Origin of the sequence: Sphingobacterium pedocola (assembly GCF_015209965.1) — a bacterium.
In the GTDB taxonomy this organism is placed as follows: Bacteria; Bacteroidota; Bacteroidia; order Sphingobacteriales; family Sphingobacteriaceae; genus Sphingobacterium; species Sphingobacterium pedocola.
Genome location: NZ_MU158689.1, coordinates 290491 through 305825, shown reverse-complemented (window position 1 = coordinate 305825; position 15335 = coordinate 290491). Strand labels below are relative to the sequence as shown.

The window sequence follows — 15335 nt, the reverse complement described above, 5'->3', positions numbered from 1 at the left end:
CTATATCCTGCACAAGCAACCTGTAGCGTCCTGCTTCGCACCACTTTTACATTATAAAAATAGACAGAGAGGGGTTTATTACGATGCAGCTCATCACAATCCTCATTTTTGACAATTGTAAAAAGTTTGTTATCACCGGAATTGGAGAATCGGATTTAGGGACTCGAGGCAGTATTTTTTAGTCCCGCTAAAGTACCAATGACAAATTTGTAAACTATGCCGTCATCCCGACCGAAGTGGAGGGATCTAAACGACAGAGCTTTAGATCCATCGACCTCACTTTGCTCTGATCAGGATATATTTTGTAAAAACTCTGAATTCTCGTAATGATCTCTTGGTAATTACCAATCCTTGATTGTCTTCCAAAGATCCTTCCATTCAGGATTAATAGCATTGATAACAAATTCTTTTTTATCCCTTCTCCATTTCTTAATTTGCTTTTCTCTATTAATTGCTTCTTCAATTGTAGAGAAGAACTCATAGTAAACACAAATAATTGTATTGTATCTGCTCGTGAATGAATTAATATACTTCTTTTCACGGTGTTCGACTAATCGGACGTATAGATCTGATGTTACTCCAATATAGAGCACTGTTCTATTTACATTTGTTAAAATATATACAACCCCACCTCTTTCCATAATTGCAAGGTAACACCGATGTTCTTAGATCCCTCTGTTTCGCTATGCTCCAATCGGGATGACGACACATTCCTAAAAAAACAACGTCACCCTGAGCAAAACGCAGTGAAGTCGAATGGGTCTAAGATCTGTACGACAACAAACAAACCGTTTCATAACGTTAATCCGTTAAGATATTCTCTTTAGGCATTTCAAACTGGTTATTTTCTTTCTCTGCTTTTGGAATTCCAAAATAGAAATATAACGTCCGTTCTATATGTGCATTAATTTTTGTCGGTTCGCCGCTAGGTCCATTTACGCCGGGGCGGTTGTTAATCCCCATGGCCAACTTAGTTCCTACAGCAGGTATGGCATCCAAGAAGGAAACATCTCCTTTTGGGAGTTCGGGATAATTTTTGGGTCCTGAAATACCGTAAAAATCGAATAAACGTACATACATATCCGGTTGGTCAGTGGCCACTAGAAATTTCCCTTGGGTCGTGTTAAACTCCATCCAGGATATATCCGAAAAATACCCCTTGAACTCCGGAAACGTCCAAGGACCGATACCCGCTTTAGAATCGTTGTACATACTTTCCCAGGTATTTAGGGTTACACCCTGTAATCTATTTTTCCATACCCGGTACGGACCGTTACCTAACCATTTGGCACCAATGATATAGTTTTCAGGATAATTAAAGCTCACTCCGGCAAATGCATAATCACCATTCAAATTATACTTATAGTCCAACTTCAACCATCCATTGGGATGCATAGTCCATTTTAAGAAATCCAAATTGCCGTCAAAATCACATTCCACGACTTGATTTCGACCTTCCTGATAGGTTTTAATACCTTTGAAAACAGCATTGCCGTTTACCAACACTGGACCATTATTGAAAGCCAGTTTCATGCTGTAGTCATTTGCCAAGTCAGAAAGTAAACCTGTCTGCTTATCAATAAATACACTAATTCCGTTTGCTTTTAATATGTATGCAATTGAATCCTCTTTGAGTTCGACGTCAGTAGACGTTTTTACAGCTAATATGGATTGGGTAATCGCGGTATTGGATTTGACACGCCACGTCCACGCATAAATTTCTTCGCCATGCGGATCCACTGCTCTGAAATGCAACGCATCGTAATTTTTCCAGTCCGCAGGCAGGGTTAAGTTGAAGGTACCCTTTTCGTGAGGTTTAATATCGTTGGCTGTAACCGCAGCTGTATGTTTCACGGTAAATCCGGATTCATTATCGTAAGGCTTCTTGTAATCGACTAATTGGTATTCAAAAGAACAATCCGAAAGATTGGTGTGATGGTAGCGATTTTCCACATCGATCTTACCCGCAAAGTCAGCAGGCAACGATTTCATTTTGATATGCACAGGTGAGAAAATCTCTCGAATAGCATAGAAGCTTCCCTCCTTTTCGCGGTGCGGCCCGACAATACCATCCGGTGCATTAACCTTGTTCACATCAATAATGCCATTAAAATCCGTGCGGACAATACCTTCATCGGCAAAATCCCAGATAAAACCACCTCCACCTAGCCTGGCCTGCCAATGCAGCTCCCAAATATCGGCCAGACCCGCCGCAGCGCCACCGTCATCCTGCGCATGTAAGAACTCGGTCGTCATATAGATATTGGGACCTTCCAGTATTTTTTGTGTGGAATAATAATCTTCATAATGGTTGCCATCGATACCATTGATGGCATTCCCCGGCCTGTGATGCGCATGCATAACGACCCGGTCGGATAGATCGTATTTACGATACTCATTGACCAGTTCTTTGTTGTGTCCACCTTCATTCCCGTTACTCCATATAAATATCGACGGATGATTAGCATCCCGAATCACCATTTCACGCACCAGCTTTTTGCCTACAGGTGTGGCATAAGCCTTTTGCCATCCGGCAAGTTCGTCCAGTACATACAAACCTAAGGAATCACAGATATCCAAAAAAGATTTGTCGGGCGGATAATGTGAACAGCGAACCGCATTCATATTCATTTCCTTAATCAACTTTACGTCCATCAAGTCCAAGCGTGCATTGACACTCCTCCCTGTTTCCGGCCACCATACATGTCTGTTTACACCTTTCATTTTAACCTTCGTCCCGTTTACATAAATCCCATCCCCTTGGCGTACTTCTATTGTACGAAAGCCAAAGCGTTCTTTCGTCGTATAAATCTCTTTTTTATTGGACTTCAAGGTAAAATGCGCATAGTACAGATTAGGTGTCTCAGCCGTCCATTGTAAGGGATCTTTGATTTTAACGGCAATATTTTTAAGCGTATCTTTTTTGTCTACTTTGACAGTAGAAGAACCAATCACCGTATTGTTTTTATCTTTGATTTCAACGGAGATCTCGGAATTTTCACCGATGTTTCCGAAGTAAACATTTGCCTGGAATGATCCGTCGGCTTTCGCATCAATTGCTGTCCAGCTGATATGACTTTGTGGTGTTGCCTCTAAATAAACGGGGCGGTAGATGCCTCCCAAGATCCAATAATCGGCTAAACGCTCCGCGTTATTAACCGAATTGTCAGCAGACATCTTCGATACGAGCACTTCAATTTGATTATCCTTGCCATAAAAGACCTTATCGCTGATATCATATTTGAATCTGTAAAAAGATCCTTGGTGGGTATCTCCGGCAAGCTTTCCATTTATCTTCACTTCTGTATCGGTCATGGAACCTTCAAAAACAATGGATACTTTTTTACCCTGCCAATCCTTGGGCACGACGAACTTATGTTTATATAGTCCCTTCTCATCATTGAACCTAAAGTTCTTGCCGTAAGTCACATAATCGCGTCCGTAATTATACGCTCCAAAGCCCTGTTGTTCCCAATGACTAGGTACTTCTATGGTGGACCATTTACCGGCCTTTCTACCACCATTGACCCAAAAATCCCAAGTAACCGTATTCTCGTTGTCGGTACCTGATAAATATTGGATCTGTTTCGTCTGACTAATGGCTGTCGAAAAGAATAAAAAATAAGCTGTTATACAAAAAATATTAAAACGCATAAAATACAATGGTTTAGTAAAAATGGTCGACCCGAATATAGGTATCTTTAACGAAAATCGTATCCTGCGCTATCCTGACCAAATGACGCAAAGTGTTCGGATCTTCGATCTTTGGCGGTCGCCATCCTTAATCCAACAGCGTATCTTCACTTGATTCTCCGGGCTAAACCGAAGATCTAAGATTGGTATAAAAAGGCACTTCCATATGTTCACGCGAATTTTCAAGAATACATTGTGCAGCATATTTTCCCATTAGTTCAAAATCGGCGGAAATTGTTGTGATTCCATCCAGCATATATTTTTTAAGTGGTGTTTCGTTGTACGATATCACACCAATATCTTGACCAATCTGATAGCCTTTAACAATGATCTTATCCAACAATAGTACAAGATCATCTTCCGCTAAATTGATATAACAAACCTCTTTCTTGATGGACTCCTTGTCGAGATTATCTACCAAAATATGATCGAAAGCATATTCCTGGCAAAATTTATAAAAACCCTTAATGATCGCTTTCGGATAATCACTTTTATCTGGAAAGATTAGCTTCAATGTTTTATATTTTGATAATGGTTCACGAATTCGTTCTAGCGCTTCATAGATATCTTTTTCATAATTCTCATAAATAACGGCAAACTTACCTTGCAGACCTTCTACCGTTTTCCCCAATAACACAATTTTTTCTGAAGGAATCAACGAGAGCACGTCTTGCGCTTGGTCTCTTCCTTCTTTGAAATGTGGAAAGATCACATAACGGTCGTAAGATTTAGATAGATTTTTAAGTAAATTCCTGAGATGACTGATATCACTGTTGTAGACAAATAAATCCAATGAAGCTTCGTTTCCCAATGTCTGCGCAAAGGAATCGTATACTATTTTTTTATGTACACTTAATTTATTCAAAAAGATAGCGATCCGCTTTCGGTCCATTTCTCCCTTTAAGATGAAATAACCCTTTCCTGGATTAGCCTTAATCACCTCCTGTTTCTTCAAAAAATTATATCCTTTTTCGACGGTATCACGTGAAACCCGCAGTTGCATACTCAACTCATTGATGGATGGGAGTGGATCCCGAACCTTAACGATATTATTTTTTACTGCTTCTATTACACCATCTGCTAGCTGCATATACATGGGAATTGAAGAGAAGTTATTAATGTGGATACTGTTGATTAGCGCTGCACCTTTCATCGTTCAAAAATTTACTGGTTAGAGATATGGGTTTATAATGTGACGCCTTGCATCACCGTACCACAAACTTATCCTTATTCACATTTCTACAACCAGTAAAAATCACTCAAATTACGTGTAAAAACGTCTCATCCTAGTCAAAAAGCCACTTAAAAGCTAACATCCATTAGCCAAAAACACATTCCTATATTTAGACGATTATGGCCGTCGACTATTATTCAGGCTGGTACAGGATACTATTTCACATAATTTGGTTAAATTAGGAGCATTATAGCGGGTAATTTTTAAGAGTGACCAATGTATAGACAGGTAAGTTTATTAATCATGTTGTTGTTTTTCCTTTCCGGATCGCATGCTTATTGCCAGTTTCTTAACTTAAAATTTGATCATATCACTTCTGAGAATGGTCTTCCCCACAGTACCATACATGGCATTACCAAGGATAAATACGGATTCATGTGGTTCGGCACTTGGTCCGGATTAGCGCGTTACGACGGTTACAAGTTTCGGATATATCGCTATGATGCCAGTAATCCCAAAAGCATCATTAATAATAGAATTCATAATATTCTCACCGATGCAGACGGCGAAGTTTGGGCATTAACATTTGACGAAAAGTTCCTCTGTAGATACAATTATGATACGGATGATTTTGATCGCATACCAAGAGACCAAATTCCGGACGAACTATGGCAGCGTATAATAAGGAGAAATCATCGGCTAAGTGTTAATTATACGTACAAACAACACCAATGGTATTTGGATAGTTATACGAATGCCGTCGTCGAAACCCATCTTCCTACAGGCCTTCGCAAACAATATGCCACCGACCCGATAAACATGTGGTCTATCAACGACAATTATATAAGCGATATCTATCTTGATAATCAACGTATTTTATGGTTGGGCACTTACAGTAACGGCATCAACAAAACCTACCTCGAAGCCAACCCTTTCCACTATCTGCACCACGACCCGCACCATAGTAATTCGATTATAGACAACACCATCCGTTCCATCTGCGAGGACCTATCGGGTAATCTATGGATCGCTACCCGGAGTAAAGGTATAAGCGTTATACAAAAAAATGGAATCTATCAGCACTTTCAGCACGATGAAAGGAATCCAAACTCACTAAAAAGTAATTATATAAAGAAGGTTTTCTGCGACTCAAAAGGATACATCTGGATCGGAGGACAGCGTGGCGTCGATCGTTACGATCCAAAGTCTAAGATAATCACACGGATAGAACATCCAGCATTATCGAGTGCGACTGTATTTGGCGTTATGGAAGATCACCAGCACAATATATGGCTAGCAACCTGGAATGGTATTTTTAAATACTCAAGAGCATCAGATACGCTGATTCATTTTGATCCCGCCAAAACACTGCCGCAAGAACATGTGTGGACGATCTTTCAGGACAGTAAACATCAAATATGGGCTGGTACAGAGGGAAGTGGAATCGTCGTTTTTAAAGAAGAACGTAATGGAGATCTCTCGACAGTGATGCATTTAAAGCACGACAGCAGTTCTATCAATACCCTGAGTGATAATCGGATTTACAGTATCTATGAAGACCAAGAACGTAACGTGTGGATAGGCACCGGAAACGGACTTGACCGTTACGATCCCAAGACAAAATCCATTAAACATTTTTCGGGCGTCTCCTATACACTACCAAAAGGAACAATTGCTGGGATAACAGAAGATACACAGGGGTTCCTATGGGTAAGCCACAAACAAGGCATCTCGAAAATAAACAAAAAGACGTTTGCAATACGCACATTTTCACAGCAAGATGGTCTTCAGAGTAATGAGTTTGCAGAAGGTGCAGTTTATAAAAGTCCGCACTCAAATCTGTTGTATTTTGGTGGTAATAAGGGCGTGAACACCTTTCACCCAGACAGCATAAAAACAGATACAATTCTGCCTCGTGTGGTGTTCACGGAGCTACAAATATTAAATGAACCCGTCGAAGTCGACGGCACTGTAAACGGACGGGTATTACTACACAAACCGCTGTACCTAACAACAGCACTTGATCTTACACATGATGATAAAAGTATAGCGATCGAGTTCGCCGCATTGCATTACACCAATCCAGCCGGAAATAAATATGCATATATGCTGGAAGGATTTGATAAAGATTGGATTTACACGGATGCGACAAGGCGGTCTGCAACCTATTCCAATTTAGCCCCGGGAAAATATACTTTTAAAGTGAGGGCGTCCAACAGCGATGGTATATGGAATCCCAACCCGACGGTATTACGTCTCACCGTAGCACCACCTATATGGGCCAGTACAGCGGCGTATTTTTTCTACACCCTAGTCTTTTTAGCGTTATTATATGCCTATTATTATTATATCGTACGTTACGCGAAATTGAAGAGCAAACTTACCTATGAAGCCATCCTCCACGAGAAAGAACGGGAGCTGCACGAAAGTAAGGTCCAATTCTTCACCAATATTTCGCATGAAATAAAAACACCGCTGACACTTATCCTAACACCCATCCAGCAATTGTTGCAGTTATGTAAAGATAACCTGACAATACAAAGCCAGCTAAAGACCATGGAGAACAACGGGAATAGGCTTCTAAAAATAGTAAACCAATTGCTGGATATCCGCCGGTTTGAAACCGGCCATGAACAACTGATCCTTGAACACCGGGATCTCATCACCTTTGTGAGCGATGTGGTGGAATCCTTCCTACAGGTAGCCCATTCAAAACAGATAACCTTACAACTGGAAACGAGTCTCTCTTCCTACCCTATCGCTTTTGATCCTGATAAGGTGGAAAAGGTGTTATATAACTTGCTATCCAATGCATTTAAATTCACCAATGAGGGCGGGAAAATAATAGTAGCCATATACGCAACATTGGATAATGGTGCTGAATGCGTTACAATTGACGTAACAGATAATGGTGTAGGGATCTTGCAAGAAGATTTAGCTCGTATATTTCAACCGTTTCAGCAAGGAAAATCAACAGTATCAGGCGGATCAGGACTAGGCTTAACCTACAGCAAGTCGTTGATTGAATTACATGGAGGCTCCCTATATGCCACGAGCACACCAACATTTGAGGGTGAAAACCGTACTGTTTTTCGCCTGACGTTACCAACAGACAAAACAAAGAGTGTAAAACAGCCCACACCTACCCCTCGTGCATATTTCCAACCTATTGTCGCCAATCCCAGCATGCAGGGACGAGCGGAAATCGAGGTATCTGCACCCACATTACCCCGAAAATGCACCTTATTGATCGTTGAAGACAATTCCGAGATGCGACGTTATTTATATGAATTCTTTATTGGCACGTATCGTATACTTGAAGCCGTTGACGGAATAGAGGGTATAACACTGGCTAGAAAACATTTACCCGACCTAATTATCAGTGATGTAATGATGCCGAACATGGATGGAATTACATTTTGTGCCCATGTAAAATCGGATCTTCTGCTCTGCCATATACCCGTTATCCTATTGACCGCAAAATCTCTTGTTGAATATGAAGTAGAGGGGCTGGAAATGGGGGCGGATGATTACATCGTAAAACCTTTTCATCTGCCATCATTGGCGTTAAAAGTTAGGAATCAATTACTCAACTACTTCAGGTTACAAGAGAAATTTAAACAGAAAGTTTCGCTAGAACCTTCAGAAATAAGTCTAATCTCTCCCGATGACTCGTTGCTTCAGAAAGTGTTAAGCTATGTGGAGGAACATATTTCAGATTCTGATTTAAAAATAGATGCAGTGTGTACTTCTGTGGGACTAAGCCGTGCGCAACTCTATCGGAAGATGAAAGCGCTGACAGGCTACAGTATGGCCGATCTGATCAAAGAAATCCGGTTAAAACGTGCACAGCAGTTACTCCGGGAAAAGAAATTCCATGTTAGCGAAATTGCCTATATGGTAGGTTTCACCGATTCCGATTATTTTAGAAAGTGCTTCAAGGCTAAATTTGGAGATTCTCCCTCTGCCTATGCAAATAGCTATTCGGACAACAATTCTACTCCTCTGTAAGCTGCTGTCGACCATGCTGTACAATAAGTAGTAGTCCCACGGATTTTAGATAACCTCTTCTATAATCCGTTCACCCCCAACTGAAAATCCCATTTAATACATTCAATATACCTATACAAATGTATAGTTATATACAATAAATATATTTAAATATTTAACATACGTTTGTTTTATTAAATATTTATCAATACGTTTGTATAGATAATAAATACAAAAACCATTTTAATAAACACTTTTATGATAGTTGACACCCAATTTTTAATTGACCGGCTAGTGCAGCGAATCGACGTCGAACGTATTTACAAGTTCTCATTTCCCTCCGAAGAAGGCGAACAACCACGGGAAACAAAGCTATTGCTCGTTGTAAATCCTGTAAAGGGAATGGCGCCAAATGCATTAGCACCTATTGTATCCCTGTGCATGTCGGATATGGAAGAAGAAATTCCTTTCGATATGATTATTGCGGGCGAATGGTCAAATAAGATAAAACAAGGTAGTCTTTACCACACCTATGTATCGCTACCTGAACATCTATGCTACGCAAGTAAAAAGATATCCAATGCCCTATTCTCTGGTAAAAACCTCAGTGGTTTGCTGGAGTTGGCACAATATAATTACAACAAATCGAAAGCGATATCCGATGAATTCCGACTGGGAGTAGATAATTTTTTGACCAAGGAAGATTATACGCAGGCGACCTACATGTTACATCAATTTGTCGAGACCCGTCTCAAAGCCTTTCAAGCAACGGTGGGAATTAAGGCATCGAAAGGTCATAACTTGGAACATCTATTCCGGACCGTTCGTGGGATCTCTCCCATATTACCGGAAATCTTTGCGTACGATAGCTCGTATGCTGATCTCCTTCGGAAACTGGACCAAAGCTATGTCAAGACATTAAAGTGGGAACAGATCGATATGACAAAAGATGAATTTGAGGTATTGCTTCATACCTGTGAGCTAGCCCGGTATGAAATGGACAAACGTGTAACCTTGATGGTGAGCTGCGTCACCGCATACCGTGATAAAATGGCAACGGAGAAGACTGATCAAGAGCAATCCAAAACTGCCCCAGCTAAATCGGAGCATACAGGGGAGGCGGAGCAACGCCTCGAAACAAAAAACATCGTCTGTGAAGATTTCGGCGAATTCCCCTGGTTACAGCATTATAAGGCTGATACCAATAAACTGTTGGATAAGATCCGAACAAATCACAATCCCGAGCAGGTCATCATGTTAAATTACCATACAGGCGGATTCTCAGGCAGTAACTTGTTTCAGCAAGAGAATAAGGAAAAAGACGGAATCAAAGTTGAGCTCTATCTAGTGGTTATTATGAAAAACACCGGACCATTTCATTTTAAATGTATGCAAGTTGGTGTAACAAGCGCAATGGTGGTGTTTATGAGTGTCAAAGACGTTGAGAAAAAACTGGCTGTTGGAGATCGCTTTGTGCATACATTGTGGACGAAGGGGCATGTACTTAGGCGGAAGTCGACTTTTGAACCAAGCTTTGACGTTGGAGAGGTGGATTGGAATGGAGAATATGAAAGAATGAAGAAGGTATCCGAAACCGCAAAGAATACCTTAATAGAAATCTCGGAAAGCTTAGCTATTAACAACGTAACTGAAGAAGTGTTACTTTTCTGTGTGGTAAAAGGTGTGTTAGAATCTGCTGTGATTTCTTATATATGTTGCGCTGTCGGTTATCTTCCCAAAAATATCCCTTTACGTGATTTAATTGATTGGACAGGTGTAATTGACCGACAAATTATTGAGTTCCTTTACCGTAGAAAGGAATCAGAATCATTTCAATTAGGCTTATTGCTACGTCCCAACAAAATCTGGGGTGAGGGGATGTTTCACAGGTTATTAGAAAATTCATTTTTAAATGGGTCTAAAACAGCTAAGTACGTGAACTTTTTTAATGATCAATTTGAAATCGTGTTAAAGCAGTTAAAAGAATATGCCGAACCAGAGCCAGAACCTGCATGAAACTAGCAGCGTCATACAAGCAATCTCAATCGACATTTGTCATCCTGAACATCGTGGAAGGATCTAAAAACATAGACCCCGTACAGATCCCTCCTATCCTAAGGACGACAAGGACTTAATTCATAAACAGATTAAAACTATAAGTTATGAAAGCAGCCTACAAGGTGTCACTTCGGGATCTGATGACACCGATGTAGGCCTGCTAACAGCTACCACCTAAAATAACCAACATATGGAAACAACGCAAACTATTGCTTCCGAAAAGGAAGCGACAACTACCGTTTTGCCTAAACGGAAAGCTTCTGAACCTTTTTTAATTCCTTGGGAGGATGGGGAGGAGTTCAAGTTGAACCCGAATTTTATAGCTTCCCTTTATAAAGCGAAATCTGACTTGAGAAAGTTCCGTGTATGGATCAGAAAGTTTACCTATGTAAATGCCCGAAAGTTTAACGCTCAGCTCAGTCACCACGGTGCAAAAGCGCCAAATCTCGACCTCGAGCTGCTGCCCGAAGGCTTATCTGTGTGTTGCAGTTGCAAAAAGATCGTGGCGGGAATTTGTATACATGCAGCGAGCGCATTGTATAGCAAGGCAGAAAAAGATTTTTTTTTCTTTAAAAATCTATACAAGGAAGAGGTAGATTGTTTGCCCTTGGAGCAACAGAGCTTTTTTAACTACCATATTGACATTTGGACACACTCCCCAAAAGCATTTTATACTAATCATACTGAACATGGCCGTATATTTGGTTACCGGAATAATTATTTGGGAGAAAATATCATTAACGAGAAGATTATTTTATCAAACCAAGCTAGTGCTTTGCCAAATTTTTCCCGTCCTATCTTTGCAGTTCCGACCAATCTACACTTTTTGGGAATTCCAATAATTATCCCATTCTTAACCGATGACTCAGACAATACGAAATCACGATTTAGCTATCTAAGAGAAGAAAACCATGAACAAACGATCCAATACAATTCAGAAGACGTCGTATTGGAAACCTTATGTAAAAAAATATTAAAACTTAAATCTGATTGCGACAACTCTTTATCAATAGATGGCTCCACATTAAAAAGCTTTTTGGTAAATCAATGGAGAACTTCTCTCCACGCTAAAATAACGGAGCTATCATTTTTTACCTCTTCGAATTATAGCTTCGATATTAATTCGTTCAAGCTACCAGCCAAATATGGTGTTCATAAATCAACTGTAACCTTAGCTGGCAATGATCTTAAAATCAAATTCAAGATTAAAGAAGAAGAAGACGGTAGTTTAGGGTTATCGCTTCATTTATACTATCTAGAGGAATTGATTGTGGCACCCATTTTCGGCAGTAATATTTATTGCTATTTCTTACAGTTGACAGATGATCATACACTGTTCATAGATGATGTGGATGTAGAACAGGTACTACAACAATTTCGATTGTGTAAATTCAAATTGACTGCATTAAAACAAGACCTAATTAACTTTTTTGAAGAGATTGTTTTTCCTCTAAGCAAACGATTTGAATTTGCGATAGAAGCGATTAGTAATAGCTCCTCTATTAAAAAAATGCACGAAGCGCTGATGACAAAAGTTACTATAAGCGCAATTGAAGAATATTTATGTTTCGATTTATCTTATTTCGACAAATCATCCAATGAATGGCCGGTTGCGTCGCAAGCTAATTGCATGATATATCGTAGAGAAAATGTAATGTATTATTATGAGAGAGCGGAGGTTCAATTACAACATGAAGAAATTATAAACCAACATATTCGCTTTCAAGAACAGGCTTTCAAAAGTCGATTGGCATTACCAAAAGTCACAATCAAGCGGAGTAATTGGTTAGGAAACTTTATTAAATCCTGTAGGGGAAAAGGCATCAAAGTAGTCATTAATAAAGTAAAAAAAGGTAGTGAGTATTTTCCACAGGAATTAAGCTGGGAGGTCGTGAAAGTTATTCCGGAGAACCGCTTCTTTTCTATTTACTTCAAATTCAAATTTGGACAAAAGCTTTATACTACTGCTGAATTCGAGAATGTGGTAAACGATTCGCCTGGCATCTTTCCTTTGGACAACGGAAATTATGCGTTCTTAAAAAGATCAGATAAAGCCCTTTTTGACCCATTGTATACACATGGCATTGTTGAGGATGATTGCATCAAATTAACTTCAGCGCAGATGCTGTCTTTTCAAACGCTATTAGAAAAGATAGATGCCAGTATTATCCAGGAAAGTCTTCGTGAACGTAGAGCAAAATTAGCCAACCTTGACGAGATTCCACAACTGGCGATTCCCGAAACAGTGCAAGCAACCTTACGCCCCTACCAACAGGCAGGATTCAGTTGGATGGCCTTTCTTAACGAATTTCAATGGGGAGGTATCTTAGCAGACGACATGGGATTGGGTAAGACTTTACAGGCTATCACGTTGTTAGAGTCCTTCTACGAGGCGAACTCTGACGCACCACCGTCGCTCATTGTCGTACCGAACACATTGCTTTTTAACTGGCAGAATGAATTCCAAAAATTCGCTCCTAATAGACAGATAAGCATATACCATGGTTTAAAACGTAAGGAGCAGGCTTCACTTAAGAATGACGTAATTATCGTTACAACTTATGGGACGTTAATAGCGGATGCAGTTTTTTTTAGGCACCAAACATTTAGTTACCTAATAATGGATGAATCACAAGCCGTAAAGAATAGAAACTCGAAGCGTTTCGAGATTTTATCTGAAGTGCAAGCAACCTTTCGTATAGCGATGACAGGTACACCTATTGAAAACGGGATACAGGACCTCTATGCACAAATGAGTTTGGTCAACCCAGGTTTCTTCGGTAACTATCGAAATTTCAATCGAATGTTTAAAGGCGTCAAAGACGAAGAAGTAGGAAATGAAGTGAGAACTTCACTCAAAAAAATGATCGAACCCTTTATCCTTCGGCGTACCAAAAAGCAGGTAGCCCTAGATCTTCCCGACAAAACAGAAGCGATCCTACACATAGACATGCTTCCGACACAGCGTAAAGTCTACGACAAATACCGAAAACTTTTTCGGGATGAAGTGCGAGATAGTCTGGAAAGTGAAGAACCATCGAAATCCAAGTTTCTCGCGATAGAGGCCTTGATCAAATTACGTCAGATTTGCAACTCACCGAGTCTCTTGAAAGGAGAAATGTTTGCCAAAGATGCGGTCAAGTTGGACTATATCGATGAAATACTGGAAGATGTCGTTCCGGGGCACAAAGTACTCCTGTTCTCTTCTTTTACGGGAATGCTAAAACTGGTTGCCGAGCGGATACAAGTTAGCGGTGTGCAATACGCCTATCTGGATGGCAAACTTTCCCAAGCGCAACGTCAAGCCGCGGTAGAGCAATTTCAGAATAATGAAAACTGCCGTCTCTTCCTGATCAGTCTCAAGGCTGGAGGAACAGGCCTCAATCTTACCGCCGCAGACTACGTGTACATCCTCGATCCTTGGTGGAATCCTGCCGCCGAAGCACAAGCTATCGATCGTTGTTACCGCATTGGGCAGGAGAAACATGTCAATGCGTACAAACTGGTATGCAGAGATAGCGTAGAAGAGAAGATCCTAGCCTTACAGGAGCGGAAGAAGAAGCTAGCCGATGGACTGATACTAGATGAAACCAATATCATGAAGTCGTTGAGCAAAGAAGAGTTGTTAAAATTATTCGAATAACCTATTCAAAATAATACAATTATGAAACCGAGATGTAAATAATATTGAAACACATGGTAATGATTATTTACAGCGAGCTCTCATCAACCATTAAAAAAAATAAATAGATGAAAAGAATATTAACCGATCATATCTCGCATTCGGGGATGATGTATGCAAGTGACTTTAAGCAATGGTATACCTATTTAAAAAGAAGACTGGATAATGAATGGACAACAGAGGAACTATCTTTTCTCTTAGGTAAACCGAGTTATTATTATACTGATTTTGAAAAAATGTATAAGGTGCCAAATTTCCTACAAAAGAAAGCACACTTCTAGATCGCATTTATCAACGCTTCGAATGTATACCAATGGAGTTTGACTCCAAACCCTACGAAGGGACGGAAGAACGCTTAGTACGATTGACCATAGAAGAAGAATCCTTGTGGAGATGTTATCGTTTGACGATTCCTTGGGAGTTCAAAACTGAGAAGGGAGCTCCTCCGGTCCCAAGTCTCTATTTTGAAGAATGGAAAAAGGAGGGAGATATTCTTGCCGAATCAGAAACTTTATCACATGTTCGTCTCGAACTCGACAAATTGTTCGAGAACAACTTTTTTCTGATCGAACAATTTCCATTTGAATTATACACGAAAATTAAAAAAACGGAACTAAGTCATTTTTGCATTATGCCGAGACATATAAAGCAAGCTGTCTATTTGTTGATTCAACAGGGAAAAATCGTAATAAGGAACAAGGGAGGTAGATACATTTTTCAACAATATAAATAAAACAT

Annotated in this window: 8 protein-coding genes; 5 read left to right on the top strand and 3 right to left on the bottom strand. The window is 40.0% G+C overall.

The features are described 5' to 3' along the window. Window positions 1–341: 341 nt before the first annotated feature. From C4F40_RS01190 to C4F40_RS01180, 3 genes are all read right to left on the bottom strand, one after another. Window positions 342–641: a GIY-YIG nuclease family protein gene (locus tag C4F40_RS01190; protein ID WP_196937547.1), complete on the bottom strand. Its 300-nt coding sequence runs from the start codon at window positions 639–641 to the stop codon at window positions 342–344. Between the two features lie 160 nt (window positions 642–801). Next, window positions 802–3654: a glycoside hydrolase family 2 protein gene (locus tag C4F40_RS01185; RefSeq protein WP_196937546.1), complete on the bottom strand. Its 2853-nt coding sequence runs from the start codon at window positions 3652–3654 to the stop codon at window positions 802–804. 163 nt (window positions 3655–3817) lie between these two features. Next, the gene (locus C4F40_RS01180) at window positions 3818–4846 is read right to left on the bottom strand and encodes a GntR family transcriptional regulator (protein ID WP_196937545.1); all 1029 of its coding nucleotides are present in this window, start codon (window positions 4844–4846) and stop codon (window positions 3818–3820) included. 297 nt (window positions 4847–5143) lie between these two features. On the opposite strand from C4F40_RS01180, the gene C4F40_RS01175 reads away from it, so the two are divergent. The 5 genes from C4F40_RS01175 to C4F40_RS01155 all read left to right on the top strand — a co-directional run bounded on the left by C4F40_RS01175 (window position 5144) and on the right by C4F40_RS01155 (window position 15330). Next, complete coding sequence (locus tag C4F40_RS01175; RefSeq protein WP_196937544.1) at window positions 5144–8878, top strand: hybrid sensor histidine kinase/response regulator transcription factor; 3735 nt, start codon at window positions 5144–5146, stop codon at window positions 8876–8878. Window positions 8879–9115: 237 nt separating this feature from the next. Further along, the gene (locus C4F40_RS01170) at window positions 9116–10873 is read left to right on the top strand and encodes a HEPN domain-containing protein (protein WP_196937543.1); all 1758 of its coding nucleotides are present in this window, start codon (window positions 9116–9118) and stop codon (window positions 10871–10873) included. A gap of 232 nt (window positions 10874–11105) precedes the next feature. Further along, the gene (locus tag C4F40_RS01165; RefSeq protein WP_196937542.1) at window positions 11106–14558 is read left to right on the top strand and encodes a DEAD/DEAH box helicase; all 3453 of its coding nucleotides are present in this window, start codon (window positions 11106–11108) and stop codon (window positions 14556–14558) included. A 107-nt stretch (window positions 14559–14665) separates the two neighbouring features. Continuing rightward, window positions 14666–14878 (top strand): hypothetical protein, encoded by a 213-nt coding sequence (locus tag C4F40_RS01160; RefSeq protein WP_196937541.1) that lies wholly within the window; start codon window positions 14666–14668, stop codon window positions 14876–14878. Between the two features lie 32 nt (window positions 14879–14910). Then, window positions 14911–15330 (top strand): hypothetical protein, encoded by a 420-nt coding sequence (locus C4F40_RS01155; protein ID WP_196937540.1) that lies wholly within the window; start codon window positions 14911–14913, stop codon window positions 15328–15330. Window positions 15331–15335 lie beyond the last annotated feature (5 nt).

Bases quoted from the DNA above. Each gene is read 5' to 3' on its own strand.
- C4F40_RS01190 (WP_196937547.1), bottom strand. From the start codon at position 641: ATGGAAAGAGGTGGGGTTGTATATATTTTAACAAATGTAAATAGAACA.
- C4F40_RS01185 (WP_196937546.1), bottom strand. From the start codon at position 3,654: ATGCGTTTTAATATTTTTTGTATAACAGCTTATTTTTTATTCTTTTCG.
- C4F40_RS01180 (WP_196937545.1), bottom strand. From the start codon at position 4,846: ATGAAAGGTGCAGCGCTAATCAACAGTATCCACATTAATAACTTCTCT.
- C4F40_RS01175 (WP_196937544.1), top strand. From the start codon at position 5,144: ATGTATAGACAGGTAAGTTTATTAATCATGTTGTTGTTTTTCCTTTCC.
- C4F40_RS01170 (WP_196937543.1), top strand. From the start codon at position 9,116: ATGATAGTTGACACCCAATTTTTAATTGACCGGCTAGTGCAGCGAATC.
- C4F40_RS01165 (WP_196937542.1), top strand. From the start codon at position 11,106: ATGGAAACAACGCAAACTATTGCTTCCGAAAAGGAAGCGACAACTACC.
- C4F40_RS01160 (WP_196937541.1), top strand. From the start codon at position 14,666: ATGAAAAGAATATTAACCGATCATATCTCGCATTCGGGGATGATGTAT.
- C4F40_RS01155 (WP_196937540.1), top strand. From the start codon at position 14,911: ATGGAGTTTGACTCCAAACCCTACGAAGGGACGGAAGAACGCTTAGTA.